Annotated in this window: 33 protein-coding genes and 2 pseudogenes; 5 read left to right on the top strand and 30 right to left on the bottom strand. The window is 31.5% G+C overall.

The features are described 5' to 3' along the window. Nucleotides 1–2: 2 nt before the first annotated feature. A complete protein-coding gene (locus tag AJ888_RS02370; protein ID WP_002862255.1) occupies nt 3–758 on the top strand; it encodes a HugZ family heme oxygenase in 756 nt (251 codons plus the stop codon). 13 nt (nt 759–771) lie between these two features. On the opposite strand, the gene prfA is transcribed toward AJ888_RS02370, so the two are convergent. The 6 genes from prfA to AJ888_RS02340 form a co-directional block, all read right to left on the bottom strand. Beyond that, nucleotides 772–1,839 (bottom strand): peptide chain release factor 1, encoded by a 1,068-nt coding sequence (gene prfA, locus AJ888_RS02365; protein ID WP_002862254.1) that lies wholly within the window; start codon nt 1,837–1,839, stop codon nt 772–774. Between the two features lie 18 nt (nt 1,840–1,857). After that, nucleotides 1,858–2,121, bottom strand: a complete 264-nt coding sequence (gene rpsT / locus AJ888_RS02360) for a 30S ribosomal protein S20 (RefSeq protein ID WP_002856547.1) — start codon at nt 2,119–2,121, stop codon at nt 1,858–1,860. A gap of 78 nt (nt 2,122–2,199) precedes the next feature. Continuing rightward, the gene (locus tag AJ888_RS02355; protein ID WP_002862253.1) at nt 2,200–2,700 is read right to left on the bottom strand and encodes a phosphatidylglycerophosphatase A; all 501 of its coding nucleotides are present in this window, start codon (nt 2,698–2,700) and stop codon (nt 2,200–2,202) included. A 4-nt stretch (nt 2,701–2,704) separates the two neighbouring features. Continuing rightward, entirely contained in the window at nt 2,705–3,865 is a 1,161-nt protein-coding gene (locus AJ888_RS02350; RefSeq protein WP_002862252.1) for a sulfate adenylyltransferase, read from the bottom strand. Beyond that, on the bottom strand, nt 3,843–4,730 hold the full coding sequence (locus AJ888_RS02345) for a response regulator (RefSeq protein WP_002862251.1): 888 nt from the start codon (nt 4,728–4,730) through the stop codon (nt 3,843–3,845). The genes AJ888_RS02350 and AJ888_RS02345 overlap by 23 nt, the downstream gene beginning before the upstream one ends. Next, nucleotides 4,727–5,842 (bottom strand): bifunctional 2-C-methyl-D-erythritol 4-phosphate cytidylyltransferase/2-C-methyl-D-erythritol 2,4-cyclodiphosphate synthase, encoded by a 1,116-nt coding sequence (locus tag AJ888_RS02340; protein WP_002862250.1) that lies wholly within the window; start codon nt 5,840–5,842, stop codon nt 4,727–4,729. Before AJ888_RS02340 ends, AJ888_RS02345 begins: the two co-directional genes overlap by 4 nt. Before the next feature lie 122 nt (nt 5,843–5,964). Between AJ888_RS02340 and AJ888_RS02335 the strand changes: the two genes are divergently transcribed. Both AJ888_RS02335 and AJ888_RS02330 read left to right on the top strand, forming a co-directional pair. Continuing rightward, on the top strand, nt 5,965–7,071 hold the full coding sequence (locus AJ888_RS02335) for an Mrp/NBP35 family ATP-binding protein (protein WP_002856052.1): 1,107 nt from the start codon (nt 5,965–5,967) through the stop codon (nt 7,069–7,071). A gap of 25 nt (nt 7,072–7,096) precedes the next feature. Then, complete coding sequence (locus AJ888_RS02330; RefSeq protein ID WP_002862249.1) at nt 7,097–8,257, top strand: tetrahydrodipicolinate N-succinyltransferase N-terminal domain-containing protein; 1,161 nt, start codon at nt 7,097–7,099, stop codon at nt 8,255–8,257. A gap of 22 nt (nt 8,258–8,279) precedes the next feature. Here AJ888_RS02330 and hisIE read toward each other — a convergent pair whose 3' ends face one another. The 15 genes from hisIE to AJ888_RS02255 form a co-directional block, all read right to left on the bottom strand. After that, entirely contained in the window at nt 8,280–8,903 is a 624-nt protein-coding gene (gene hisIE, locus AJ888_RS02325) for a bifunctional phosphoribosyl-AMP cyclohydrolase/phosphoribosyl-ATP diphosphatase HisIE (RefSeq protein WP_002862248.1), read from the bottom strand. A gap of 1 nt (nt 8,904) precedes the next feature. Beyond that, a complete protein-coding gene (gene hisF / locus AJ888_RS02320; RefSeq protein WP_002862247.1) occupies nt 8,905–9,672 on the bottom strand; it encodes an imidazole glycerol phosphate synthase subunit HisF in 768 nt (255 codons plus the stop codon). After that, nucleotides 9,654–10,388: a 1-(5-phosphoribosyl)-5-[(5-phosphoribosylamino)methylideneamino]imidazole-4-carboxamide isomerase gene (hisA, locus tag AJ888_RS02315; RefSeq protein WP_002862246.1), complete on the bottom strand. Its 735-nt coding sequence runs from the start codon at nt 10,386–10,388 to the stop codon at nt 9,654–9,656. Before hisA ends, hisF begins: the two co-directional genes overlap by 19 nt. Further along, nucleotides 10,385–10,972 (bottom strand): imidazole glycerol phosphate synthase subunit HisH, encoded by a 588-nt coding sequence (gene hisH, locus AJ888_RS02310; protein WP_002862245.1) that lies wholly within the window; start codon nt 10,970–10,972, stop codon nt 10,385–10,387. Before hisH ends, hisA begins: the two co-directional genes overlap by 4 nt. Beyond that, a complete protein-coding gene (gene hisB, locus AJ888_RS02305) occupies nt 10,969–12,030 on the bottom strand; it encodes a bifunctional histidinol-phosphatase/imidazoleglycerol-phosphate dehydratase HisB (RefSeq protein WP_002862244.1) in 1,062 nt (353 codons plus the stop codon). Before hisB ends, hisH begins: the two co-directional genes overlap by 4 nt. Next, the gene (gene hisD / locus AJ888_RS02300; RefSeq protein WP_002862243.1) at nt 12,027–13,313 is read right to left on the bottom strand and encodes a histidinol dehydrogenase; all 1,287 of its coding nucleotides are present in this window, start codon (nt 13,311–13,313) and stop codon (nt 12,027–12,029) included. The genes hisB and hisD overlap by 4 nt, the downstream gene beginning before the upstream one ends. A gap of 7 nt (nt 13,314–13,320) precedes the next feature. Continuing rightward, complete coding sequence (gene hisG / locus AJ888_RS02295) at nt 13,321–14,220, bottom strand: ATP phosphoribosyltransferase (protein ID WP_002862242.1); 900 nt, start codon at nt 14,218–14,220, stop codon at nt 13,321–13,323. A gap of 172 nt (nt 14,221–14,392) precedes the next feature. Further along, complete coding sequence (gene rplQ / locus AJ888_RS02290) at nt 14,393–14,746, bottom strand: 50S ribosomal protein L17 (RefSeq protein WP_002851332.1); 354 nt, start codon at nt 14,744–14,746, stop codon at nt 14,393–14,395. Between the two features lie 3 nt (nt 14,747–14,749). After that, a complete protein-coding gene (locus AJ888_RS02285) occupies nt 14,750–15,763 on the bottom strand; it encodes a DNA-directed RNA polymerase subunit alpha (protein WP_002862241.1) in 1,014 nt (337 codons plus the stop codon). Between the two features lie 12 nt (nt 15,764–15,775). Then, complete coding sequence (gene rpsD / locus AJ888_RS02280) at nt 15,776–16,402, bottom strand: 30S ribosomal protein S4 (protein ID WP_002856574.1); 627 nt, start codon at nt 16,400–16,402, stop codon at nt 15,776–15,778. 28 nt (nt 16,403–16,430) lie between these two features. Beyond that, nucleotides 16,431–16,823, bottom strand: a complete 393-nt coding sequence (rpsK, locus tag AJ888_RS02275) for a 30S ribosomal protein S11 (RefSeq protein ID WP_002779544.1) — start codon at nt 16,821–16,823, stop codon at nt 16,431–16,433. 9 nt (nt 16,824–16,832) lie between these two features. Continuing rightward, nucleotides 16,833–17,198, bottom strand: a complete 366-nt coding sequence (gene rpsM / locus AJ888_RS02270; RefSeq protein ID WP_002800121.1) for a 30S ribosomal protein S13 — start codon at nt 17,196–17,198, stop codon at nt 16,833–16,835. Between the two features lie 2 nt (nt 17,199–17,200). After that, on the bottom strand, nt 17,201–17,314 hold the full coding sequence (rpmJ, locus tag AJ888_RS02265; protein ID WP_002781429.1) for a 50S ribosomal protein L36: 114 nt from the start codon (nt 17,312–17,314) through the stop codon (nt 17,201–17,203). A gap of 171 nt (nt 17,315–17,485) precedes the next feature. Next, entirely contained in the window at nt 17,486–17,704 is a 219-nt protein-coding gene (gene infA, locus AJ888_RS02260; protein WP_002781436.1) for a translation initiation factor IF-1, read from the bottom strand. Between the two features lie 87 nt (nt 17,705–17,791). Next, the gene (locus tag AJ888_RS02255; protein ID WP_002862240.1) at nt 17,792–18,589 is read right to left on the bottom strand and encodes an MBL fold metallo-hydrolase; all 798 of its coding nucleotides are present in this window, start codon (nt 18,587–18,589) and stop codon (nt 17,792–17,794) included. 87 nt (nt 18,590–18,676) lie between these two features. Here AJ888_RS02255 and AJ888_RS02250 point away from each other — a divergent pair. Then, nucleotides 18,677–19,973 (top strand): annotated as a pseudogene (locus tag AJ888_RS02250) (MFS transporter). 49 nt (nt 19,974–20,022) lie between these two features. Further along, the gene (locus tag AJ888_RS02245; RefSeq protein WP_002862238.1) at nt 20,023–21,654 is read left to right on the top strand and encodes a multidrug ABC transporter permease/ATP-binding protein; all 1,632 of its coding nucleotides are present in this window, start codon (nt 20,023–20,025) and stop codon (nt 21,652–21,654) included. Between the two features lie 19 nt (nt 21,655–21,673). Here AJ888_RS02245 and cgb read toward each other — a convergent pair whose 3' ends face one another. The 9 genes and pseudogenes from cgb to AJ888_RS09365 all read right to left on the bottom strand — a co-directional run bounded on the left by cgb (nt 21,674) and on the right by AJ888_RS09365 (nt 24,727). Then, nucleotides 21,674–22,096 carry a single-domain globin Cgb gene (gene cgb / locus AJ888_RS02240; protein WP_002862237.1) on the bottom strand — a complete coding sequence of 141 codons (423 nt, stop codon included), beginning with the start codon at nt 22,094–22,096 and terminating at the stop codon, nt 21,674–21,676. A gap of 66 nt (nt 22,097–22,162) precedes the next feature. Next, nucleotides 22,163–22,561: pseudogene (locus tag AJ888_RS02235) on the bottom strand (molecular chaperone); the annotation flags it as partial. A gap of 75 nt (nt 22,562–22,636) precedes the next feature. Next, nucleotides 22,637–23,077 (bottom strand): hypothetical protein, encoded by a 441-nt coding sequence (locus AJ888_RS09145; protein ID WP_002862235.1) that lies wholly within the window; start codon nt 23,075–23,077, stop codon nt 22,637–22,639. Further along, nucleotides 23,055–23,267, bottom strand: coding sequence for a DmsC/YnfH family molybdoenzyme membrane anchor subunit (locus AJ888_RS09140; protein WP_002862234.1), 213 nt, complete (start codon nt 23,265–23,267; stop codon nt 23,055–23,057). Before AJ888_RS09140 ends, AJ888_RS09145 begins: the two co-directional genes overlap by 23 nt. After that, a complete protein-coding gene (locus tag AJ888_RS09600) occupies nt 23,204–23,608 on the bottom strand; it encodes a 4Fe-4S dicluster domain-containing protein (RefSeq protein WP_243832894.1) in 405 nt (134 codons plus the stop codon). The genes AJ888_RS09140 and AJ888_RS09600 overlap by 64 nt, the downstream gene beginning before the upstream one ends. A gap of 256 nt (nt 23,609–23,864) precedes the next feature. Then, the gene (locus AJ888_RS09380; RefSeq protein ID WP_002862230.1) at nt 23,865–24,050 is read right to left on the bottom strand and encodes a hypothetical protein; all 186 of its coding nucleotides are present in this window, start codon (nt 24,048–24,050) and stop codon (nt 23,865–23,867) included. A 24-nt stretch (nt 24,051–24,074) separates the two neighbouring features. Then, complete coding sequence (locus tag AJ888_RS09375; protein ID WP_002862229.1) at nt 24,075–24,257, bottom strand: hypothetical protein; 183 nt, start codon at nt 24,255–24,257, stop codon at nt 24,075–24,077. A gap of 16 nt (nt 24,258–24,273) precedes the next feature. Beyond that, entirely contained in the window at nt 24,274–24,414 is a 141-nt protein-coding gene (locus AJ888_RS09370; protein ID WP_002862228.1) for a hypothetical protein, read from the bottom strand. Between the two features lie 88 nt (nt 24,415–24,502). Further along, nucleotides 24,503–24,727 carry a molybdopterin-dependent oxidoreductase gene (locus AJ888_RS09365; protein WP_050376792.1) on the bottom strand — a complete coding sequence of 75 codons (225 nt, stop codon included), beginning with the start codon at nt 24,725–24,727 and terminating at the stop codon, nt 24,503–24,505. Between the last annotated feature and the right edge of the window lie 13 nt (nt 24,728–24,740).

The raw sequence follows: 24,740 nt of genomic DNA, 5'->3' as shown, positions 1-24,740 counted from the left end.
AAATGAATTTTGAAAGCATTATTTCTCATATGAATGATCATCATAAATCAAATTTAGTTGATCTTTGTAAAAAATTTGGTGGTATTGAGCAAGTGCAAGATGTTTTTCTAAAAAGTGTTGATTTTAATGGCTTGGATCTTGTTTACAATGATAAAGAAAATTTACGAGTGGAATTTCCTAAAAAAGCCGATGAAAACACGATTAAAGATACTATAATATCCCTTTGCATGAGTGCAAAGAGCGAGCAAAATTTTAGTGGCGTAGAAAAAGAATTAAATGAATTTATGCTAAGTTTTAATTCTGTAGCTTTGGCAACTTTAAATGCAAATGGAGAAGTTGTTTGCTCGTATGCACCTTTTGTAAGCACACAATGGGGAAATTATATTTATATAAGTGAAGTAAGCGAACATTTTAACAACATCAAAGTAAATCCAAACAATATAGAAATAATGTTTTTAGAGGATGAGAGTAAAGCTGCTTCTGTTATACTGCGCAAAAGATTGCGCTATAGAGTAAATGCAAGCTTTTTAGAGAGAGGTGAAAGATTTGATCAAATTTATGATGAGTTTGAAAAACAAACCGGAGGAGAAGGAGGCATTAAAACTATACGCAAGATGCTTGATTTTCATCTAGTAAAGCTTGAATTTAAAAAAGGACGCTTTGTAAAAGGTTTTGGTCAAGCTTATGATATAGAAAATGGAAATGTTACACATGTAGGTGCTAGTGGAAATCCACATAAATTCCCACATAAGCATTAATTTGTATAAAATCTTATAAATTTTGTTCTTGTAAAGCTTGGGCTTGATGATGAGTGATTAAAGGTTCTATGATTTCATCAAAAAGCCCATCTTGCATAATGGCATCTAAGCGATATAAAGTAAGATTTATTCTATGATCACTGATACGATTTTGTGGAAAATTGTAAGTGCGAATGCGTTCGCTTCTATCTCCGCTTCCTACTTGTGATTTTCTTGCTTCACTTTCTTTTGCTAGTCTTTCACTCTCTTGCATTTCATAAAGCCTTGCTTTTAGGACTTTCATCGCACTTTCTTTATTTTTGTGTTGGCTTTTTCCATCTTGATTGACTACAACTATACCTGTAGGGATATGAGTGATACGAACAGCCGAATCAGTAGTATTTACACTTTGTCCACCATGTCCTGAAGATCGCATAACATCAACTTTAAGATCGTTTGGATTGATTTCGATTTCTATATCATCAACTTCTGGCATTACTGCCACGGTGATAGCAGAAGTATGCACGCGTCCTTGGGATTCTGTTTGAGGAACTCTTTGAACACGGTGCGTTCCACCTTCATATTTAAGTCTTGAATAAGCCCCTGTTCCTTTAACAAGCATGATGATTTCTTTAAATCCACCTACACTTCCTTCGCTAGAGCTTACAATCTCAAGTTTATAGCCGCGATTTTCAGCATATCTTGCATAAGCTTTTACAAGATCTCCTACAAATAAAGATGCCTCATCGCCACCTGTGCCTGCACGAATTTCAAGAAAAATATTTCTTTCATCATTGGGATCTTTAGGAAGAAGTAAAATTTTAATCTCTTCTTCAAGTTTTGGTTTTAATTCTTCTAAAATTTTTAGTTCTTCTTTTGCAAGTTCCCCAAGTTCTGGATCGTTTAGCAAAGCTTTATTTTCTTCTATATTGTCTAAAGTTTTTAAATACTCTTTAGCTTTTAAAACGATAGGTTCTAAATTTTTTTGTTCTTTAGAGAGTGTAGTCATTTTACTGATATCGTTGAGTATATCAGAACTGCTAAGAAGAGAATTTAACTCTTCAAAGCGTTTTAAAAAAGGATCTAGTTTGCTAGCTAACATTAAAAACTATATAGAAAATTATGCGATTTTATTTACTAAAAGGGCTAAGCGGCTTACACGGCGAGAAGCAGTTTGTTTTTTAATGAAACCGCGACTTACCATAGCATGAATGCTTTTATTAGCTACTTTTAAAGCTTCATTAGCAGCATTTTTATCTCCATTTGCTGCAGCTTCTCTTACAGCTTTAGTTATATTTTTAAGTCTTGTTCTATAGAATCTATTTCTTTCTGTTTTTTTAATAGTTTGTCTTGCTCTTTTTTCAGCAGATTTATGGTTTGCCATTTATATTTTCCTTTTTTGAAATTAAAGACTAAATTATATAAGAATAAAATTTAAAATTTAATTAATTTAAGCAAAATTTCAAAATAAATCTTTTAAATTTATATCCCAAAAAACTAAATTAAATTTAAGTAAAAATCCATAAATTACCGCACTTAAAAGTCCAGCAAACAATCCTGCTAGCATATCATCAAGCATTACACCTAGTCCGCCTTTGACTTTTTTATCTATCTTGCCAATAATAGAAGGTTTTGTAATGTCAAAGAGTCTAAATAAAACAAAAGCCAAAACAAAATTGACTATCGAGTTTTCAACGCTTGCTGCAATAGCACAAGCAAGAAAAACCCCAGCAACTTCATCGATAACTATGTGTTTGTCATCGTGAATTCCTGTTTTTTTTTCATAATCATCTATAACACGAATACTTGCAACAAAAATTAAAATACTTAGTAAAAACAAAGTATTAATCCCAAGATATTTAAGTATAAAAAAAGCAGGTATTAAAGCAGCGATAGTACCAAAAGTCCCACTTGCCTTTTTTATAGAACCTGAATAAAAAAAAGTTAAAAATAATTTTTGCATTTTGTTACACCATATAAGACATTTGATGAATTTCTAAAAGTTTTTGATAAAATTCTTCATCATTTTTGTATTCTAAAATTCCATCAGTTGGAAAAAGCTCATTATAAATTTTTTGCATATTTTTTAATCTATTTGGAAAAAGAGAAGTTAAAATAACACTAGATACTTCCTTACGCATGAAAATTGCTGGAGGAATGATGCCCGCTCTTAACAAATCTTTTAAAGACTGAGAATTATAGTGCAAATGGTGATGACAACCATGAGGGCAAGATCTTGTGCTAACAATCATGCGACATTGATCGCAAAATACAAATTCAGGCAAAACAATCACTTCTATGCCATAGTCCTTGGAAAAATCATCAAGTATGGTTTTTGGTTGATTATCATCATAAAACATTCCAAGTCCTGTATGATTTTGTCCTACTACTAGTTTGGTACAACCTAGACTTTTTGCGATAATGCTTTCTAGGCCAGGATTTAAATGAGCGTGAAAAATATTAATATTTTTTAATGGAAAAATGAAAATTCTATCCGGTGGAAGATAGTTTTGAATAAATTTTTTCAAATAAGCTTCTTTAAGTTCGAATTCAAACCCATTTGTATCAAAAGATTCTACAAGAAAAATTACAACTAAATCTGCTTTATCAATAGTCCAACGAAACATTCTTTCATGGGCACGATGCAAAGGATCAAAACTTGAAACTATAGCGGTAATTTTTTGTGCATTAAGATTGTTTTTGATTTGTTGAAAATTTTCTTTTATTTTTTTAATTTGAGAATTGTAAATTTCTATTTTTCCACTTATGCAAGTTGTTCCTATGTCTTTTAGAGAGCAAGTGTTGGGATTGAAAATATCAGAAAATTTTTTATTATTTTTAAATTGGCTTTTAAAATCTATATGTCCTACTACTTTTTCATCTAGTATGAGATCGATTCTATCGCCAGATTTTATATCATTTAGTGCTTCTTCAGCATTTTTTGGTGCAAAGCTTAAGGGATAGGGAAAACTTTCTCCTTTAAATTTTCCTGATTTAATGATTTCATTGACTTCTTTTTCATTCATTAAATGAGTGCAAGTGCCTAGCAAACCTTCTTTAATAAGTGATAAGATGCCAAATTCATTTTGATCTATGGTAATGTTTTTATTTTTTCTTGCTGATTTCATATTTCTTCCTTTTTTCCCATAAAGATTTACGTGAAATGCCTAATTTTTTTGAAAGATCAGTATCAGGAAATATATTTTGGTAGTTTATAATAACATATTTTACATACTCATCTATGGTTAAAATTTCATTGCTATCGATATTTTTTTCATTATCATTTAAATTAATGCAGTTTATTTTTAAATCATCTGTATTTGAATTGGTATGCAAAATAACATTTTTGTTTTGTATAAAATCTAGGAGTTTTTCCTTTTCTGCTGCTTTTAATGCTTGAAAATTACTCAAAAATAAGAGATTGTTTTCTGTGGGAAGTTTCATAACTTTTTCAACTGAATTTGTAGATGTTAAATCAATAAAAGAAAGAGTAATGTCACATTCATTTGCATAATTAAAAACAAAAGCATCAGCACTGCTTTGCTTGTTGGATTTTAATATCAATGGAAGTTTTAATTTTTTATAATTATACTCTGGAATTTTGATTGTTTCTAATCTTGATTTGATATAGCTTTGATAAGCTTTATTAAGGATTGAAAGTTTTCTAAAATCTTGATAATGCTTTATTTTTCTAATCAGCTCTTCTATCATAAAGGGTTTTTGAATATAATCACTAGCACCTAATTTCAAAGGATTTGAAACTGTATCTGTGCTTATATAAGAAATAAGCAAAATAATAATACTATGCTTAAACTGACCTACGGCTTTTAGAAAATTATTAGTATTTGTAGAAAGCAGTACAATATCATAGTATTTTTCACCATTGTATTCATCAAACGAGTTTATAATTTCACAGCTATATCCAGCATCACTTAGTTTAATGCTAATGCTTTGCGCTAGATAAATTTCATTTTCAATAATTAAAACTTTCATAATCTTGTCCAATCAAAATATTTTAAATTTACACTACTAAGCACCGCCATACCTTCTTTTCTTCCAATAAAACCCAATTTTTCCGTTGTTGTGGCTTTAACATTGATTCTAAATTCATCTAAGTCTAAAGTATGAGCTATATTGCTTTGCATAGCTTGTTTAAAGTCTTTAAGTTTAGGGCTTTGTGCCATGACGCAAATGTCTATATTAATGAGTTCAAAACCTACTTCTCTGACTTTATCATAAGCCTGTTTTAAAAGCTCCATGGAGTTGGCATTTTTAAATTTCATATCAGTATCAGGATAAAGCTCTCCTATATCTCCAAGTCCTGCAGCACCTAAAATCGCATCGGTTAAAGAGTGAGCTAAAACATCTCCATCGCTGTGTGCTTTAAGCCCCATAATAGGATGAATTTGCACTCCTGCTAAAAGCAAAGGGCGATTCTCTCCAAATTCATGCACATCAAAACCATTGCCAGTAAAAATTTCAAAGCTAGGTTTAGGTAAATCAAGCTTTTTAAGATCTTCTTTAAAGGTTAGTTTTCTTGCATTTTCTTCACCTTCAACAAACCAAATTTTTCCACCCATTGCAGCTATAGCTGTACTATCATCTGTAAATTCTAGGTTTTGATCCAAAGCTTTTTTAAGCAATTTGGTTTTAGAAATTTGAGGGGTTTGAATGAGTTTGATTTTTTCTCTTTGTAAGGCTTCATTGTTAAAAAGTGTTGTATCTGCAACTTTTAAAGCAGGGGTAATACAATCTGCTTTATCTAAATTTTCAATCAAACGATCAAACAAATTTTTACTCACCAATACCCTTGCTACATCACTTACCATAACAAATTCACTATCTATGAGCGCTAAGGCTTTTTTTAAGGATTCTGCTCTGGTATCACCACCTTCTATAAATTCATAGTTTTTAGCAAATTTTTTCATATAAGCGATATTACTAGAGGTAACAACTATTTTTTTAAAAGGATAAAAAGAGCTTAAATTTTTTGTTGCATAAAGCCAAAGAGGGTCATTTCCAAGTCGTAAAAATTGTTTTTTTACCTTTGTGTTAAAACGAGTAGAATTTCCAGCTGCTAACATAATGAGGCTCATTTCACTCATTTTTTCATTCCTCTTTTTAATATTGTTGGTTTTTATAATGTTACCATATTATACACTTATAAAAAGCTAAATTTTATCATTTTATTAGTAAAATTGATTTTTTTAAAAGATAAGGAAAAAACATGAAAGAACAAATTTTAGAGAAATTAAAAACTGTAAAATATCCTGGTTTTGAAAAGGATATAGTGAGTTTTAACTTTGTAAAAGATATTAAAATTCAAGATGATGGTGTATTTATTGATATAGAAATCGTTTCAGCAAATCCTGAAGTAGCCAATGAAATTCGTAAAAATGCTACTGAAGCTTTATCGAGTTTGGCTTTAAAAAATATCGAACTTAATATCATCACTCCAAAAATTCCTGAAGAAAAAAGTAATTCAAGAAGTGGAAAAAATATCGCTCCACAAGTAAAAAATTTCATCATGGTTTCAAGTGGAAAAGGTGGTGTGGGTAAATCTACAACTACAGTAAATTTAGCAATTTCCATGGCTAAAATGGGAAAAAGAGTAGGTATTTTAGACGCGGATATTTATGGGCCAAATATTCCAAGAATGCTAGGTGAAACCAAAACTCAGCCTGAAGTAGTAGGGCAGAGATTAAAGCCTATTTTAACTCATGGTGTTTATATGATGAGTATGGGGGTTTTGATCGAAGAGGGTCAAGGTCTTATGTGGCGTGGAGCTATGATTATGAAAGCAATCGAGCAACTTTTAGCTGATGTGATTTGGCCTGAACTTGATGTATTGTTTTTAGATATGCCTCCAGGAACAGGTGATGCGCAAATTACTTCTGCACAAAGTATTCCTATTACTGCAGGAGTTTGCGTAAGCACACCTCAAACCGTATCTTTAGACGATAGTAAAAGAGCTTTAGATATGTTTAATAAACTTCACATTCCTATAGCGGGTGTGATTGAAAATATGAGTGGATTTTTATGTCCTGATAATGGTAAAGAGTATGATATTTTTGGCAAAGGAACAGCTGAGGATATGGCAAAAGCTTATAAAAGTGAAGTTTTAGCACAAATTCCTATAGAAATGATAGTAAGAGAAGGTGGAGATGAAGGCAAGCCTGTGAGTTTTTATCACCCTGAAAGTGTGAGTTCAAAGCGTTATTTAATGGCGGCTGAAAAAATTTGGAGCTTTATAGAAAAGATTAACAATGAAGGCGGTGCGGATAATTCTGCTATACAACCTGTGATGAATGGAAAAAGTGCGTGTTCGCATTAAAAATTAAGTGGATAAGGAAAAGAAAATGATTAATACTAAAGAAGATTTTTTACATTTAATCAAACAAATCGAGCAAAAAAGCGGCTATAAAAAACCTAAAGCTTTTGGTATAGCAAGGCTTGATAGAGGACAGCTAAATAAAAATAAAATCTTGCAAGCAAGTTTTGCTTTGATTAATTATGAGCAAAATTTTGGCTCAGCAGCAATCATGCTTGAAGCTTTTATGCAAAGGGGTGTGGAGATTGATTTTAATGCGAGTGAGTTTGTGCAAACTTTGAAATTAGAAGATATTGATTTTGCACTTTCTTGTTTTAAACCTTTTTTAGAAGAAGAAGGGCATCAAAATATTGATTTATTAAAGATTATCAAAGATAAATTTAAAGACGATGAATTTGCTTTTGTTTGTCTTTTTGAGGATAAAGAACCTTTAAGCGTAGAAAGTGTTTATCTAAAACTTTATTTGCTTTCTACTAAAAAAGTGCCTTTAAGAAGTATTAATCTAAATGGAGCTTTTGGACTTTTAAGCAATGTAGCTTGGAGCGATGATAAACCTATCGAGCTTGAGTATTTAAGAGCAAATGAAATGCGTTTAAAAATGAGCAATCAATATCCAAAAATCGATTTTGTTGATAAATTCCCAAGATTTTTAGCACATATTATCCCTGAGGATAATACAAGAATTTTAGAAAGTTCTAAAGTAAGAATGGGTGCGTCTTTAGCAGCAGGAACAACCATCATGCCAGGGGCAAGTTATGTGAATTTTAATGCAGGCACAACAGGAGCTTGCATGGTTGAAGGGCGTATTAGCTCGAGTGCTATAGTAGGAGAAGGTTCTGATGTGGGTGGTGGAGCTTCGATTTTAGGTGTTTTAAGTGGAACAAGTGGTAATGCTATAAGTGTAGGTAAGGCTTGTCTTTTAGGGGCTAATTCAGTGACAGGAATTCCTTTAGGGGATAATTGTATAGTTGATGCAGGTATTGCAGTGCTAGAAGGAACGAAATTTTTACTCAAAGATGCTGAGGAACTTGCTAAACTTAATCCTTATTTTAATTTTGATAAAGAAATTTATAAAGGCTTAGAGCTTAAAGGTTTAAATGGACTACATTTCCGTCAAGATTCTATAAGTGGTGCTATGATAGTAGCTTTAAATAAAAAAGCAGTCAAACTTAACGAAGCCTTGCATTGATTAAATTTATTTACATAAAGCTTTAAGCTTTATGTCTTTCTTTTAACTTTGAAATCACATCTGAGAAACTAAGATTTGCATCTGCAAGTAAAACACTTAAATGATACATTAAATCCGCTGCTTCACAAATAAGCTCTTCTTTATCTTTTACTGTCGCTGCTAAAGCTGTTTCTACGCCTTCTTCACCAACTTTTTGTGCGATGCGTTTTGTGCCAATTTTGAAAAGTTTTGCTGTATAAGAAGTATTTTCATTGGCATTTTTGCGTGCATTAATAAGCTTTTCAAGTCTGGCTAGAAAAACAAAATCCGCATTTTTAGAAATTTTTTCAAAACAAGAAATATCGCCCGTATGACAAGTAGGTCCTACAGGATTTACTAAAATTAAAAGCGTGTCATTATCACAATCTAAGCTTAAATCTACGATATTTAAGAAATTTCCACTTTCTTCACCCTTCATCCAAAGACGCTGTTTTGTGCGTGAAAAAAAGACTACTTTACCACTTTCTAAGCTTTTTTCTAAGGCTTCATTATTCATAAAGCCTAGCATTAAAACTTCACAAGTTTTTGCATCTTGGATGATGACAGGTAAAAGATGATCCACTTTTTGCCAAGCAATTTTTTCATTAAGTTCTTTGAAATTTTGCATATTATATCCTTATACTTAAACCTTGATTTTTAAGATAAATTTTTAATTCTTTAATGTCTATAAGTTTTTGATGAAAAACAGAAGCAGCTAAAGCCCCATCTATACCTAGTTTAAAAGCTTCTAAAAAATGCTCCATTTTTCCCGCTCCCCCGCTTGCGATCAAAGGTACTTTGCAAATTTTATATACAGCTTCTAATTGTTCTAAATCATAGCCATTTTTAACGCCATCTTGATTCATCATATTTAAAACAATTTCGCCTGCACCTAGATCTTGTACTTCTTTAACCCATTCTAAAGTGCTTTTTCCACTATGTTTGCTTGTTTTTTCATCGCCTGTGTATTGAAATACTTTTAAATTTCCATTTTCATCTTTGAAGCTATCAATCCCTACTACTACGCATTGCACGCCAAAGCTTTTAGCAAGGCGTGTGATTAGGCTTGGATCATTTAAAGCAGGAGAATTGATAGAAATTTTATCTGCCCCATTAGCCAAAAGTTCAGCTGCATCTTCTTCGCTTTTAATACCCCCTGCAACACAAAAAGGAATATTGATATTTTTTGCTACTTCACTTACCCATTCTCTTGATATGCGTTCTTTTCTAGCACTTGCAGCAATATCATAAAAAACAAGCTCATCAATACCATTTTGAGAATAATACCTAGCAAGCTCTATGATATCTCCCATATCTTTATGGTTTTTAAATTGTGTTCCTTTTACTACTCTGCCATCTTTGACATCTAAACATGCAATTATGCGTTTTGTAAGCATCTTATCCCTTCTTCTACGCTAAAAACTCCGTCTAATAAAGCTTTTCCTACGATAACCCCACTACAAATTCCTTTTAAGTTTTCAAGGTCTTTTAAGCTCGCTACTCCACCACTTGCCTGAATGCAAATATTAGGAAAAATTTCATGGATAAGTTTGTAAAGTCTTACATTTACTCCTTGCATGGTGCCATCTTTTGAAATATCTGTGCAAAGTATGTGTTTTAAGCCTTTATTGCTATAAAAATCTAAAACTTCCATAAGCTTCTTATCGCTTGCTTCTTGCCAAGCATTTACAGCCACAACATAATCCTCTTTCAAAATCGTATCTAAGGCTAAAACTATAACTTCATTACCAAATTCTTTTAAAATTTCAAGACATAAAGTCGCATCTTTAATCGCCATAGATCCTATCACTACTCTTTTTACTCCACAATCAAGCAAAGCTTTAACTTCTTCTTTAGAGCGTATGCCTCCACCTACTTGTAGATTGACACTGACTTCTTTAGCTAATTTTTCTATCAAAACAAGCTGTCTTTTGCTAGGATCTTTTGCGCCTGTAAGATCTACAAGATGAAGTTCTTTCGCTCCTGCTTTTTCGTATTCTTTAAATTTCTTTAAGGGATTGTATTTATATACTTTTTTTTGTTCGTAATCCCCTTTTACAAGACGCACCACTTCGCCATCTATAAGATCGAGTGCGGGTATGATTTGAGTCATCCTATATCCTTAATAAAATTTGAAATTAAAATTTCTCCCGCTTCACTGCTTCTTTCAGGGTGAAATTGCACCCCGTAAAAATTATCTTTCATTACACTTGCGCTAAATTTTTGCGAATACTCACAATCTGCTATAGTGTATTCTCCAAGTCCTACACAATAACTATGCACAAAATAAAAATAAGCCCCTTCTAAACCTTTAAACAAAGCATGAGAGCTATGAACTTGATTCCATCCCATATGTGGAAAAGTAAAGCCTTCTTTAGCTTTAAATTTTTGAGTTGTAAAATCTATGAGTTTTAAGGTTTCTTGATTTAATTCTTCGGAAAAATTTCCTAAAATTTGCATACCTAAACAAATACCAAGTAAAGGTTTTTTGGTATTTTTAATAAAATCAATAAGATTAAATTGTTCTAAATTTTTCATCGCTTCTTTTGCAGTACCCACTCCAGGTAAAAAAAGCTTATCCGCACTTTCAAGTTCTTTTAAATCCCTACTGATAGTTGCATTAAAACCTAATCTATCCAAACAAAATTTCAAAGATGCTAAATTCGCACAGGCTGTATCGATGATGATGATTTTCATATCACTCCTTTAGAGCTGGCTAAATTTTCACTTTCTATTTTCACTGCCATTTTCAAAGCTTTTGCAAAGGCTTTAAAAAGCCCTTCGGCTTTATGATGATCGTTTTTGCCTTTAACTTTTAAATGCAAACTCACGCCCATAGCATAGCTTAAAGAATAAAAAAAGTGCTCGATCATTTCTGTGCTTAAAGCCGCCCCTAAATGAGATTTTTTAAATTTGGCTTTATAGACTAAATGGGGACGATTGCAAAAATCCATCGCACAACTTGCCAAACACTCATCCATAGGTAAAGCAAAACCATATCTTGCAATGCCGATTTTATCCCCTAAGGCTTTTTTGATACAAGCTCCAAGTGCTAAGGCTACATCTTCAACGCTATGATGCTCATCGATTTCTAAATCCCCTTTGCAAGAAATTTCAAGCCCTATGCCTCCATGTACAGCGATTTGCTCTAACATGTGATCAAAAAAATCAATACCTGTTTTAATGCTAACCTTGCCCCCATTTAAGCACACTTTTACTTTTATATCTGTTTCTTTAGTAGTTCTTTGATAACTCGCACTTCTAAAAGAACTTAAAATTTCATTTTCTATTTCTTTCCAAGAAAGTTCGCCATATCTTAAACCACGCACGCCTAAATTTGAAGCTAAGATCATATCACTCTCACGATCTCCGATAACAAAACTTTGCTCCTTATCATAAAGTTCGTGTTTGATATACTCTTCTAACATAGCGGTTTTAGGTTTTCTACAAGCACAATTTTCATTTTCAAAATGCGGACAAATAAAAATATCTTGAAATTCTATACCGCAACTTTTTAAAATATCAAGCATTTTTTCATGAGCAATTTCAAAATTTTCCTTTGGAAAACTTGGCGTTCCAAGACCATCTTGATTGCTTACCATGACAAATTTAAATCCAAAATTTTTTAGTTTTAAAAGAGTAGGAATAGCATCTTTTTCAAAACGCAATTTTTCAAGAGTATCGATTTGAAAATCGCTTTTTGGCTCCTCTATTAAAGTGCCATCTCTATCTATAAAAAGGATTTTTTGACTCATTTTAAGCTCTCTAAACGAAAAGTTACTGCATTTTTGTGTGCGTCTAAATGCTCATTTTGCGCTAAAATTTCAACACTTTTACCCAAAGCTAAAAAGCCTTCTTTACTTAATTCTTGAACGGTCATTCTTTTACTAAAATCTGCTAAACCTAAACTAGAATGCGTTTTAGTAAGTCCATAAGTAGGTAAAACATGATTTGTCCCACTTGCATAATCACCCATAGACTCTGGGGAATAAGCTCCTAAAAATACCGATCCTGCGTGTTTTACACCTTTTAAAAGTTCTCGTGGATTTTGAGTTTGTATGATCAAATGTTCAGGGGCATAAAGATTTGAAATTTCTAAAGCTTGATTTAAATCTTTAGCTATGATAATGCGTGAATTCGCAATACTTTTGCTTGCAAGTTCTTTGCGAGGCAAAAGTTCTAATTGACTTTGGACTTCATCGCTTGCTTTTTTAGCAAAATCTTGACTTAAACACACCAAAATCACTTGAGAATCTGCACCATGTTCAGCTTGTGAAAGCAAATCACTAGCTACAAATTTTTCATTAGCCAAATCATCAGCTATTACTAAAACTTCACTAGGTCCTGCTTGCATATCAATAGCTGCTCCGTTTATATCGCTACTTACTTGGCGTTTTGCTTCGGTTACAAAGGCATTTCCTGGGCCAAAAATTTTATCCACCTTTAAAACACTTTGCGTACCGTAAGCCAAAGCCGCTATAGCTCCTGCACCACCCATTTGATAAATTTCATCCACGCCGCAAAGCTTAGCACAAAAAAGCACGGCATCATTGATTTTTGCAGGACTTGCTAAAACGATTTTTTCACAACCTGCAATTTTTGCAGGAATAGCTAGCATTAAAACCGTTGAAAACAAAGGTGCTAAACCCCCTGGTATGTAAAGTCCTACTTTTTCTATAGGGCGTGTTAAAACCTCACATTTAACGCCTTTTGTAGTTTCAAGAGCGATTTCATGTGGGATTTGGGCTTCGTGGAATTTTTTGATATTTTCATAAGCTACTAAAATAGCTTCTTGCAAATCTTTATCCAAACGATTGCTTGCTTGAGTAATTTCTTCTTGAGTGATTTTAATATTAGAAATTTCAGCCTTATCAAATTTTAAAGCTTGTTCTATCAAAGCTTCATCGCCTTTTTCTTGCACTTCTTTAATGATAGAACTTACTATTTTTGAAATTTCATCTTTCGCACTTATAGCAGGGCGTTTTAATGCTTCTTCTTTTTGTTTTTCATCTAAATTATCATATACTAAAATTTGCATTTTTTACTCACTTTAACATTTTTTCTATAGGCAGAACCAAAATCGAACTCGCACCTTCTTCTTTTAAAGCCTCCATGGTTTCCCAAAAAAGATTTTCTTTACTTACCATATGTAAAGCTACATTTTTTTCATCGTGTGCTAAAGGTAAGATGGTTGGTCTTTCAACTCCTGGAAGTAGGGCTTGAATTTTATCAAGCTTTTGTTTTGGAGCATGAAGCATAATGTATTTAGATTCTCTTGCTTGCATTACTCCTGCTACACGCAACATAATTTTATCCACTAAGGCTTGTTTTTCTTTGCTTAAAGCATTTTCTTTTTGAATCAAACAAGCACGAGATTCATAAATGACTTTAACTTCTTTAAGATTATTTGCTTGTAAAGTTGCTCCACTTGAAACAAGATCGCAAATTGCATCGGCTAAATTTGCCCTAGGGGCTACTTCAACAGAACCTGTAAGCATACAATTTTTATAATTAATTCCATTTTCTTTCATAAAACGCTTTAAAAGTTGTGGATAAGAAGTAGCTATCCTTAAGCCTTCAAAATCTTTCAAATTTTGAAATTTACTTTCTTGAGGTAAGGCAAGAGAAAGACGACAAAAGCCAAAATCTAGCTTTTTTAAAAGTTTATAGCTTGGATTTTCTCCTAAAGACTGGCGTTCAAGTTCATTTTCTTCTAAAACATTTTCCCCTATAATGCCTAAATCTACAACCCCATCAAAAATAAGCCCAGGGATATCATCATCTCTAACGCGTAAAATATCTATGGATAAATTTGTAGAAAAAGCGATCAAACTTTGTTCATGGATATGCATTTTAACACCACATTCTGAAAGAAGCTCTATGGATTCTTTTGAAAGTCTACCTGATTTTTGTATCGCAATGCGTAAACGAGTGTTTTCTTGCATAACATATCCTTGAAATTAAAAATTAAAAACTTATATTAGCATAAGTAGTTGAATTTTTAGCAAGGGTTTTAGAAAATAAATAAATTTAATTTTATTTAAAATAATTATTTAAAACTTTTTATTTTTAGGGTATTTAATTGAAGTATTAATCCTAGCAAAAGCTAGGATTTGATTAAGCTACAAATTCGATGAAAGCCATTTCAGCAGCATCACCACGGCGAATTCTTGTTTTGATGATTCTTGTATATCCACCATTGCGATCTTTGAATTTCGGAGCAATTTCAGTCACTAATTTATTAGTAGCGTTTTTATCTTGTAATGAAGCAAAAACTGCTCTATGAGCGTTAAAATCTCCAAGTCTTGCTCTAGTAATCAATCTTTCTACATAACCTCTTAATTCTTTAGCTTTTGGTAGAGTGGTTTCGATTTTTCCGCTATTTACTAAAGCTATAGTTAAATTTTTTAATAAGGCAGCACGATGAGATGAAGTTCTGCCAAGTTTTCTATATCCATGTTTATGTCTCATTCTTTATCCTTCGTTTTGTGCTTTTAATTCTGCGATTTTATTTTTAAGTATTTCTTTATTATCGCTAAGCTTAGAAGTTCCCACAGGAAAACCTATGCTTTCCATGATGTTTTTAATTTCATCAAGAGATTTTTTACCTAAATTCTTAAGCCCTGCAAGTTCACTTACACTCATCAAAGCAAGCTCGCCTATGTAAACTACTCCTGCTTTTTCAAGACAATTATAACTTCTAGCACTTAAATTTAAATCTGTAATGTTTTGCAATAATTTAGTATTTTCTAGTTCATTGCTTGTTGCTTGATTTTTAATTACACTTCTAACATTGGTAATTTTATCAAATACTGATAATTGTTTATACATAGCTTCTAAAGCATTTTGAAAAGCTTCATTTGGAGTGATTTGTCCATCAGTTGTTACGGTTAAAACCACTTTTTCATAATCAGGATTATCTTCAAATAAAACTTTTTCAATATCATAGGTTGCTTCTCTTACAGGTGTAAAGAAAGCATCTAAAGCTATAAATTTAGGATCATTTATAAGCTCTTTAATTTCTTCGCTTGGTACATAGCCAATACCTTTTTCAACAATCAATGTGAATTTGAGTTCAGCATCTTCGTTGATTGTTGCTAGATAGGTGTCTTTATTTACTACTTCTACTTGATCATTATTTAGATCTTTGCCGTAAATTTCTTTTGAGCCTTTAAAGCTAAATTCTACTATTTCTTTATTTGATTCGCCTTTAATTTTAAAGCGTAGTTTTTTTAGATTAATGATAAAAAGTGCTACATCTTCAAGCATACCACGCATGCTATCAAATTCATGAGCTACGCCATCAATATGAATTGCAGTTGGAGCATATCCTATGGTGCTAGTGTAAAGCAAACGGCGTAAAGGATGGGCTAGGGTGATTCCATAGCCGATCTCAAAAGGCCAAGCACTGATTTTAGCCACAGTATCACTAATGTTTTCTATTGTAAATTCTGTTGGCGTATAAGCAGATGTTGTAATGTTTCTCATATTTAGCCCCTATTACTTAGAGTAAAGCTCAACGATAAATCTTTCCTCAACCGGAATGACAACTTCTTCTCTCTCAGGTTTTCTTGTGAAAATTCCAAATCTCTTATCTTTTTCAACATCAACCCAAGCAACGATTCCAGTTTGTGCTGTAAGTTCGATAGCTCTTGTAATTTGAGGATTGTTTTTGCTTTTTTCGATGATTTCGATTTTAGCACCTGCTTCTACTCTAAAGCTAGGAATATCCACTCTTTTACCATTTACTAAAACATGTCCATGTGTTACAAGTTGTCTTGCAAAACGACGTGTTGTAGCAAAACCCATTCTATATACTACATTGTCTAATCTTTGTTCTAAAAGTTGGATAAGTAATACCCCTGTATTTCCTTCTCTTCTTGCTGCTTCAGCAAATAAACGACGGAATTGCTTTTCACTTACTCCATACATAAATTTAGCTTTTTGTTTTTCTCTTAATTGAAGTCCATACTCACTAATTTTACCTTTTCTTGCTCCGTGTTGTCCTGGTGCATAAGGGCGTTTATCTAGTGCACTTTTGCCAGCTAGTCTTCTTTCCCCTTTTAATGCTAAGCTAACACCAAAGCGTCTTTCTAATTTTTCTACTGGTCCTCTATATCTTGCCATAATATTCTCCTAAATTTTTCTTAATATCTTAGACACGACGACGCTTAGGCGGTCTGCAACCATTGTGAGCTAATGGAGTGATATCTTTTAAGAAAGTTACTTTAATTCCTTCCATAGCACCTACACTCTTAACAGCAGTTTCTCTACCGCTTCCTGGTCCTTGTACTTTAATGCCTACTTCTTTAATTCCGTGTTCTTTTGCTTTATTTAAAGCGTCTTCTACTGCTTGTTGTGCTGCATAAGGAGTTGATTTTTTAGAACCTTTAAATCCTAAACCACCTGCACTACTCCAAGCGATAGCATTTCCCATTTCATCAGTTACTGTAACCATAGTATTGTTAAAAGTCGCACTGATATAAACAATACCTTTTGCTATATTTTTTTTAACTACTTTTTTCTTTACGATTTTTCTTTTTGCCATGATTTATCCTTATGATTTTGCACCAACAGTTTTTCTCTTACCTTTTCTAGTTCTTGCGTTTGTTTTTGTTTTTTGTCCGCGAACTGGTAAGCCTTTTCTGTGTCTTAAGCCTCTAAAGCTTCCTAAATCCATAAGTGCTTTAATATCCATAGCAACTTGTTTTCTCAAGTCCCCTTCAACCATATAGTTTTCTTGAATTTCTTTACGGATAGCTGCTGCTTCATCTTCACTTAACTCATGAACTCTTTTATCATAAGAAATTCCTACTTTATCTAGAATTTTTCTTGAAGTGAAAAGCCCTATACCATAAATATAGGTTAGTCCATACTCAATTCTTTTTTTCTTTGGTAAATCCACACCTGCAATACGAGCCATGTTTATCCTTGTCTTTGTTTATGTTTTGGATTTTCGCAAATAATGCGAACCACGCCTTTACGGCGAACTACTTTGCACTTGTCGCACATCTTTTTAACCGATGGTCTCACTTTCATGAGCGTCTCCTTGAATGAATTCCACTTGATTTACGACTACATCAGGTTTTATGAATAACCAACTATTTTCAAAATAAGTGGTGGATTTTAAAAATACTTCTTCATATAGTTCGATGTAATTTGTCGCAAAAACTCTAATTTTATCTAAAATTAGCTTTTAAATAACTTAGATTATTTATATCTAAAAGTTATACGCCCTTTATCAAGGCTATAAGGTGTAAGTTCTACTTTTACTTTATCACCTGGCATTATTCTTATATAATGCATACGCATTTTTCCTGCAATATGACATAAAATTACATGTTTGTTGTCAAGTTCAACCTTGAAATTTGCATTAGGCAATGCTTCAAGTACGGTGCCATCAATTTCGATTACATCATCTTTTGCCAAAATTTTCTCCTTTCATGAAATAAAAAGGCTATAATTTTAGCAAAAATTATTAAAATTTTTACTTAATTTTTAGTAATTTTTAAGTAATTAATCTAAAAATTTAGGTTCGATAAAAGGCACATGAGTCCCTATAACTTTGAGTTTTCTTTCTTTAAATTCTTTAAGTAGTTTTTCCCTTGTTTGTATAGCCTCATTTTGATCTATATCAAATTTTATAGCGATTTTAGGTTTTGGGATTTGTATATCATAAAGATGAAGTAAATCTCCCCAAAAGACTATTTTATCATCAATTATTATAGCATTTTGTCCTGGGGTATGTCCATAAGCAGGTATGGCTTTAATGCCTGAATTTTGAAAAATCAAATCTTTAGAGTGGTTAATAAATTCTATATTTTTAAGTTTAAGCAAGGTGTTTTTAATTTCTTGTCTATCGCTTTTGATCCAAAAATCATATTCTTTTTTATCGATTAAAATTTGAGCTTTTGGAAAAAGATTTTCTTCGCTCATTAAAGCTCCTATATGATCAGGATGCGCATGTGTTAAGATAATATGAGTGATATCTTTAAAATCGGTTTTGTGGATATGCAATTTTTCTTTTAATGTGTCAATAGTATCTAAAAACCCTGTGTCTATTAAAGCATTAAAATTTGGATTTTTTATCAGAGCAATATTATGCTCATTTCTTTTGATTTTTGTGCGAGTTTTTTTTATAAAATTTTTATCTTCATCGTTTTGCGGCACTAAAAAAGAAAATAATAAATTTAAAAATTCATCATCAGATTGTTTAAGTGAGATTATATGGATTTGATTTGAATTTTTACTTGTGGTTTTTTCTTCTAAAAAATAAAGATTGGTTTTTAAAAGGGTGGTTATAAAATTAAACATATTTATCCTTAAATTTTTTAGATAATATTTTGGAAATGATTATAGTATAATAAAAACAATGTTTTTAAAATTTAAGGTAATTAATCAATGAGAAAATCAAAATTTGGAACAAAGGAAATTAAGATCTTAGGACTTTCTTCACTAGGAGGAACTTTAGAATTTTATGATTTTATTATTTTTGTCTTTTTTGTTGAATATATAGCCAATGTATTTTTTCCTAAAGATATGAGTGAATTTTGGGCTTTATTAAATACTTATGGAGCATTTGCAGCTGGATATTTAGCACGTCCTTTAGGTGGTATAGTTATGGCACATTTTGGAGATAAATTTGGGCGTAAAAATATGTTTATGCTAAGTATTTTACTAATGGTTCTTCCTACCTTTGTCTTAGCTTTTATTCCAGGTTATGAAACTCTTGGGTTTTTAGCTCCTGTTTTATTGATACTTGTAAGAATTTTTCAAGGTATAGCTATAGGTGGAGAATTGCCTGGAGCTTGGGTTTTTGTAAGAGAACATTGTCAAGAAAAACAAAAAGCTTTCTTTTTAAGCTGTTTAAATTCAGCTATGGCTTTAGGAATTTTGTTAGGAAGTATAGTATTTTTAATCATTAATGCTTTTTTTAGTATAGAAGAAATTGCTGCTTATGCATGGCGTATTGCTTTTTTTGTAGGTGGAATTTTTGGGATTATTTCTATTTATTTGCGTAGATTTTTGCAAGAAACTCCTGTTTTTAAACAAATGAAAAAAGAATCATCGCTTAGTTCTTTTCCACTTAAAGATTTATTTAAAGAAAAGGATATTGTAAAAAATTTATTTTCATCAATGATGATGACTTGGGTTTTAACAGGTTGTGTTATTGTGCTTGTTTTATTGATGCCTAAATTTATGCCTAGTATTTTAAATTTAAATGGGGTTGAAGGAAGTTATTTGCAGATATTAGGAATTTTGGGAATAGCTTTAGGCGGGGCTTTTATGGGTTATCTTGTAGATAAATTTGGTTTATTTAAAATTTGCATTTTCTTTTCTTTAACTTTTGTATTTTTTTCTTTTTTATATTTTTATGCTTTATATGAGCTTAAAAATTTGGTTTTGGTGTGTATTTTGTATTCGATTGTTTGTTTTTTAGGTGGGATTAATGTGTTTGCGCCTATTTTAATGAGTGAAGTTTTTAGAGCTAAAATAAGATTTTCAGGAATTTCTTTTTCTTATAATATTGCTTATGCAATTTCAGGCGGTATTACTCCGCAACTCGTTTTTTGGCTTAATACACTCGCGAGTAAATAATGAAAATCCATTTTTATATGGTATGAGTATATATATGATTTTTTTAGCGTTATTGGCTATTTGTGCCGTTTTTATAGTAAAAGATAAAATAAAATTTTGATAATCACTCTTAAAATGTTATAATTAAAATTATATTTTGGAGTTTATAAATGCCTTTTATTATGGAATTACTTAAGCAAAATAAATTAAAGTTGATTTCTTTTTTGCTTTTTTCTTTTATTACAAGTGCTGTTGGAGTTTTAACTCTTGTTTTTATCAATGATTATTTGCTTAAAAATGCACAAAACATTCCTATTTTTTATTTTATTGTTTTGCTTTTGATATTTTTTATAAGTTCTACCATAGTTGAACTTGGACTTAGTATTTTTGGACAAAATTTTATTTTTAAAATGCAAAGGCGTGTAGTAAAGCAGATCTTAGATACCCCTTTGTTAAGAGTGGCTAAAGTAGGTAAGGCTAGAATTTTAGCTTCTTTGGGAAGTGATGTGAGAAATATATCTTTTGGGCTTTTAAGATTGCCTGATTTTTTACAATCAAGTATATTGATTTTATGCACTAGTGTTTATTTATGTTATCTTTCACCACAAATTTTTGCTTTGTGTATGGTATGGATTATGGTTATTTTTATTACTAATAATTTTTTGATGATGAAAGTATATCAGTATTTTCGAAAGGCAAGGGAAAATGACGATGCTTTGCAAAATAATTACCAAAATATACTAGATGGACATAAAGAACTTTTGATCAATCGTGATAGAGCTAAGCTTTATTATGAAGATGAATTTGAAAATAATGCAAGATTGAAAAAGAAAAATAGTACTTTAGGCAATCTTTTTAACAATCTCTCAAACAACTGGACAAATGTAACTCTTTTGGCTTTAGTGGGCGTAGAGTTTTACTTAGCTTTAAAATTTGAATGGGCAAGTGTTGCAGATGCTACAACTATAGCTCTTTCTATTTTGTTTTTACGAACCCCTTTAGTATCTATGATAGGATCTTTTCCTACTTTGCTTTTGGCAAAAATCGCTTTGGATAAGATCGCAAAATTGGAATTAGATGATTATATAGAAGGTTTTAAAAAAACACATTATATTAGCGAATGGAAAAAAATTTCTTTTAGAAATACTCAATTTGCTTATGAAGAAAATTTTCACTTAAATCCTGTAAATATAGAACTTAAAAAAGGTGAATTGGTATTTTTAATAGGTAAAAATGGAAGTGGTAAATCCACTTTTTGTATGCTTTTGACAGGACTTTTTAAGCCAAGCAAAGGCGGAATTTATGTTGATGATACGCTTATAGATGATAAAAAGTTAGATGAGTATAGATCTCTTATTTCTGCTGTTTTTAGCGATTTTCATCTTTTTACTAAAACCTTAAATAAAGAAAATTTTGCAAGCGAAGAAAAAATTGCTTTTTGGTTGGAGTTTTTAGAACTTAAAGATAAAACAAGTGTCAAAGATAATGAACTGACCTTAACCAAACTTTCTACAGGGCAAAAAAAGCGTTTAGCTATGCTTATAGCCTTGCTTGAAGAAAGGGATATTTTAGTGCTTGATGAATGGGCGGCTGATCAAGATCCTGTTTTTAGAAGATTTTTTTATAAAAAACTTTTACCTTTGTTAAAAGAGCAAGGCAAAACAATCTTTGCTATCACACATGATGATGCATATTTTGATAGTGCTGATAGAATTTTCTTGGCTCAAAATGGTGAAATCAGCGAATTAAAGGGTGAGAATATAAAGGAATTAGCTAAAAATTTAGTAGAAAAATTTGATTAAAGCCCAAAATGGGCTTGTATTATTTATCATAGAGCTTTTTTTCTATATCGATATAAAATTCAGCAATTTTTCCATAAGCAACTTCCCAAGCTTTAAGAGTGGCTTCATCAGGATTTAAAAGATTTTTAATAGCCTTTAAAAGGCAAGCTCCAACTATAGGATAATGCTCTTCTTTAACCCCTAAGTTAACATGAGTTATGGCAACTTTATCAACAAAGCTTCTCATATTTTCTAAATTTTCTATATTTTTGGCTGCCATTAAAATCGCCATCGCTAAAGCTTTTGGTTGTTCTCCTGAAATTTGTTTTTCCATATTAAACATAGGTTTTACCTCAGGATAATCATTAAACATTATTTTATAAAACTCATTGGTTAAATCCTCTCCATTTTTTTGCAAAATAGGCACACAATCTTTGATGATTTGAATTTGTTCTTTTGTCATAATTTCTCCTTTTTATTGTAAAAGAGATATTTTATATCTTAAAAAGGAGAAAAAAATTGACTTGTGTTAAAATTTTGTATTTAGTTGATTGAAAAAATCTTTCATTAGCATTATTAAAGCTTTGTAAAAATTAGATTTTGATTTATTATAAACATCAAAACTCCACATGTTAAACCAAGTAAAAAATTCTTCTTTTAAGAATTTTTGCAAAGTTATATCATCTTGTTTTTTGATTAAAAAACTAATAAATAATAATTCATTTATCAAGCTATCTGCAGGTTCTTCATTAAAAAAAGAAAAAAAGTTATTTTGCGCAAAAATTTGCTTAACTTTATCAGAATTATCTGAATAAATTTCTTTATTTTTATCAAGATAAAAAGAAGCAAAAGGCGGTGCTTTTACATAATCAACATCGCTGAAAAACAAAGATGTAAAATCACTTGCTATTAATTTATCATCTTCGTTTGAAGATGATAAAAGCTTTAAAGCGGTGCATTGTAATTTGCTATTATTTTTTAAAAACCAATTTTGCCAGAATTTTTATTTTTTAAGTTTTTCTAGCAAAAAATGATTAGGTGGATTTTGCAAAAAATTGATAAATATGTCTATTGCCAATTTTTGCATTAAGAATGTCCTAGTATTTATAAGTCCATAAAATAGCATTCTGGTGGTAAATACCCCTAAAAATGTGCAAAGTAGGGAAAAATAAGCAAAAAATTTACTTTTAAATTTTTCATGTAAATAATTATGCAAATACCAAGTAAAAATCCCAAGTCCTAAGAATGCAAAAGAAAGCGGTATAAACCAATCATAGGCTCCACCTAAAAGTTCAAAAGGGTTTACAAGCCCCATAATCCAAGTTTGTCCTACATGTAGGGTTTGCAAAACTATAGCAGTGCTTAAAGCCCTATGCCCATAAGTCCTGTAAAAAACGACATTTTTTTCATGTTCGCTATTTTCAAAAAAAACAATAATAAACAATAGCACCTAAAAATATAGTACTAGCGAAAAAATAAAGCAAAGTGATCTTAAAATCCCAAGTAGGCACACTTTCTTGCATGGAGTCATAAGCTCCACTCATAAAGAAAAGTCCTAAAATTCCACATATTAGCGTAAGATACTCCGCCCCAATTTGAAGTTTATTAGATAAAGCAAAAAGCCCAAAGCACATACAAGAGATATAAATAAAATTTCATTATTCATCCAGCCTATATGCCACTCATTGTTTGCATAAAAAACACCCATTCTATTTAATACATTAACAATGTGTATAATATCATTTAAATGAAAAAATGAAGGGATAAAAGCAACCACCATTGCAAATTCCTTTGGATTTTTACCTTCTTTTAATCTCTCATAACACCCATCGCATTTGCTCATATGACCACTTTCATGGTTAAATTGAGGTGCGCCATAATGAAATGCTATAGCACAAGCTTTGCAGCCTATACACATACTATCATCGATTGCTACTATGCCCCATTTATTTTCGTTGTTGCACCGGTTGGACAAGCTTTAAGACAAGATGGATTAGAGCAATGATTACAAGAAATAGAAGTGTAGTAAGCAAAAACATTTTGCTCAAAACTTCCATCTTTTTTAGCTGTCCAATTTCCCGCTTCAGTCTCAAATACACGGCGAAAATTAACCCACAGGCATATTTTTATAATCCTTGCAAGAAAGTGAGCAAGTCCTACAGTCTACGCATTTGCTTTGATCTAGTATAAAACCAAATTGTGAATTTTCTTCTAATTTTATCTTTTTCTCCTTAAACTTTTGCAATTTCAACTAAAATAGAATGTTGTCCATTTCCTTTAGAAATAGCAGTTGGCACTATACTTGCCAAAGAATTCACACAAGTTCCCACATCGATGCCATTTTCATATTTTACCCATGCATCTTGCGGGGTTACTGCACAACCTGGTATGATTCCTAAGTCATTTCTTACTTGCACCACATCGCCTGTTTTGATACTTCTTTACTCTGCATCTATAGTATTTATCCAAATTTCTTGTGGATTAGCTTCTCTAATTTGTGGAATTTCCCAAAAGCTAGAATGCGTTCTGCCTTTGTAGTGATAGCCAAAAAATTGCAAAGGATACTTTTGTTTTAATAGATCCAAAATCCCTTCTCTTTGGCTTTCAAAAACAGGAATAGGCATTATTGTTGTCCTTCTTTTAATTTCCAAGTTTTTTGCTATAAATTTCTATCTTTCCGCTAGGAGTTTTTAAAGGATTATTGATGGGATCTTTTATAAAACTTTGTAATGCCACTACAGGTTTTACAGGCTCAAATTTTACAAGTCCTTTTTCGCACATTTCTTCAAAACTAGGCAAAAGTGGATTTTTTCTTCATAAAGATATTTTAGCCAATCTTTTTGCGTTCTTCCTTCGCTAAATTCTTTTTCTATGCCAAGTCTTTAGCAAGTTCAAGACACATTTCATAAATAGGTTTTACTTCACCAACTGGCTCGATAGCTTTTTGACAATAAATAATATAAGGCTTATTGCTATAATATCCTGCACTAGGTCTTATAAAATCTTCTTGCTCTAGCATAGTTGCATCAGGTAAGATATAATCTGCGCAGTTATTTGACGGAGTTCTAGTTACATTAATATCTCTACTATACACTCACACAAATTCT

Origin of the sequence: Campylobacter sp. BCW_6467 (assembly GCF_001762855.1) — a bacterium.
Lineage (GTDB): Bacteria > Campylobacterota > Campylobacteria > Campylobacterales > Campylobacteraceae > Campylobacter_D > Campylobacter_D jejuni.
The sequence above is the reverse complement of the archived record's forward strand: the minus strand, read 5'-3'. Positions and strand labels throughout refer to the sequence as shown.

Coding starts and splice junctions, on each gene's coding strand:
- AJ888_RS02370 (WP_002862255.1), top strand. CDS start 3: ATGAATTTTGAAAGCATTATTTCTCATATGAATGATCATCATAAATCA.
- prfA (WP_002862254.1), bottom strand. CDS start 1,839: ATGTTAGCTAGCAAACTAGATCCTTTTTTAAAACGCTTTGAAGAGTTA.
- rpsT (WP_002856547.1), bottom strand. CDS start 2,121: ATGGCAAACCATAAATCTGCTGAAAAAAGAGCAAGACAAACTATTAAA.
- AJ888_RS02355 (WP_002862253.1), bottom strand. CDS start 2,700: ATGCAAAAATTATTTTTAACTTTTTTTTATTCAGGTTCTATAAAAAAG.
- AJ888_RS02350 (WP_002862252.1), bottom strand. CDS start 3,865: ATGAAATCAGCAAGAAAAAATAAAAACATTACCATAGATCAAAATGAA.
- AJ888_RS02345 (WP_002862251.1), bottom strand. CDS start 4,730: ATGAAAGTTTTAATTATTGAAAATGAAATTTATCTAGCGCAAAGCATT.
- AJ888_RS02340 (WP_002862250.1), bottom strand. CDS start 5,842: ATGAGTGAAATGAGCCTCATTATGTTAGCAGCTGGAAATTCTACTCGT.
- AJ888_RS02335 (WP_002856052.1), top strand. CDS start 5,965: ATGAAAGAACAAATTTTAGAGAAATTAAAAACTGTAAAATATCCTGGT.
- AJ888_RS02330 (WP_002862249.1), top strand. CDS start 7,097: ATGATTAATACTAAAGAAGATTTTTTACATTTAATCAAACAAATCGAG.
- hisIE (WP_002862248.1), bottom strand. CDS start 8,903: ATGCAAAATTTCAAAGAACTTAATGAAAAAATTGCTTGGCAAAAAGTG.
- hisF (WP_002862247.1), bottom strand. CDS start 9,672: ATGCTTACAAAACGCATAATTGCATGTTTAGATGTCAAAGATGGCAGA.
- hisA (WP_002862246.1), bottom strand. CDS start 10,388: ATGACTCAAATCATACCCGCACTCGATCTTATAGATGGCGAAGTGGTG.
- hisH (WP_002862245.1), bottom strand. CDS start 10,972: ATGAAAATCATCATCATCGATACAGCCTGTGCGAATTTAGCATCTTTG.
- hisB (WP_002862244.1), bottom strand. CDS start 12,030: ATGAGTCAAAAAATCCTTTTTATAGATAGAGATGGCACTTTAATAGAG.
- hisD (WP_002862243.1), bottom strand. CDS start 13,313: ATGCAAATTTTAGTATATGATAATTTAGATGAAAAACAAAAAGAAGAA.
- hisG (WP_002862242.1), bottom strand. CDS start 14,220: ATGCAAGAAAACACTCGTTTACGCATTGCGATACAAAAATCAGGTAGA.
- rplQ (WP_002851332.1), bottom strand. CDS start 14,746: ATGAGACATAAACATGGATATAGAAAACTTGGCAGAACTTCATCTCAT.
- AJ888_RS02285 (WP_002862241.1), bottom strand. CDS start 15,763: ATGAGAAACATTACAACATCTGCTTATACGCCAACAGAATTTACAATA.
- rpsD (WP_002856574.1), bottom strand. CDS start 16,402: ATGGCAAGATATAGAGGACCAGTAGAAAAATTAGAAAGACGCTTTGGT.
- rpsK (WP_002779544.1), bottom strand. CDS start 16,823: ATGGCAAAAAGAAAAATCGTAAAGAAAAAAGTAGTTAAAAAAAATATA.
- rpsM (WP_002800121.1), bottom strand. CDS start 17,198: ATGGCTCGTATTGCAGGTGTGGATTTACCAAAGAAAAAAAGAATTGAG.
- rpmJ (WP_002781429.1), bottom strand. CDS start 17,314: ATGAAAGTGAGACCATCGGTTAAAAAGATGTGCGACAAGTGCAAAGTA.
- AJ888_RS02255 (WP_002862240.1), bottom strand. CDS start 18,589: ATGTTTAATTTTATAACCACCCTTTTAAAAACCAATCTTTATTTTTTA.
- AJ888_RS02245 (WP_002862238.1), top strand. CDS start 20,023: ATGCCTTTTATTATGGAATTACTTAAGCAAAATAAATTAAAGTTGATT.
- cgb (WP_002862237.1), bottom strand. CDS start 22,096: ATGACAAAAGAACAAATTCAAATCATCAAAGATTGTGTGCCTATTTTG.
- AJ888_RS09140 (WP_002862234.1), bottom strand. CDS start 23,267: ATGTGCTTTGGGCTTTTTGCTTTATCTAATAAACTTCAAATTGGGGCG.
- AJ888_RS09375 (WP_002862229.1), bottom strand. CDS start 24,257: ATGCCTATTCCTGTTTTTGAAAGCCAAAGAGAAGGGATTTTGGATCTA.
- AJ888_RS09370 (WP_002862228.1), bottom strand. CDS start 24,414: ATGTGCGAAAAAGGACTTGTAAAATTTGAGCCTGTAAAACCTGTAGTG.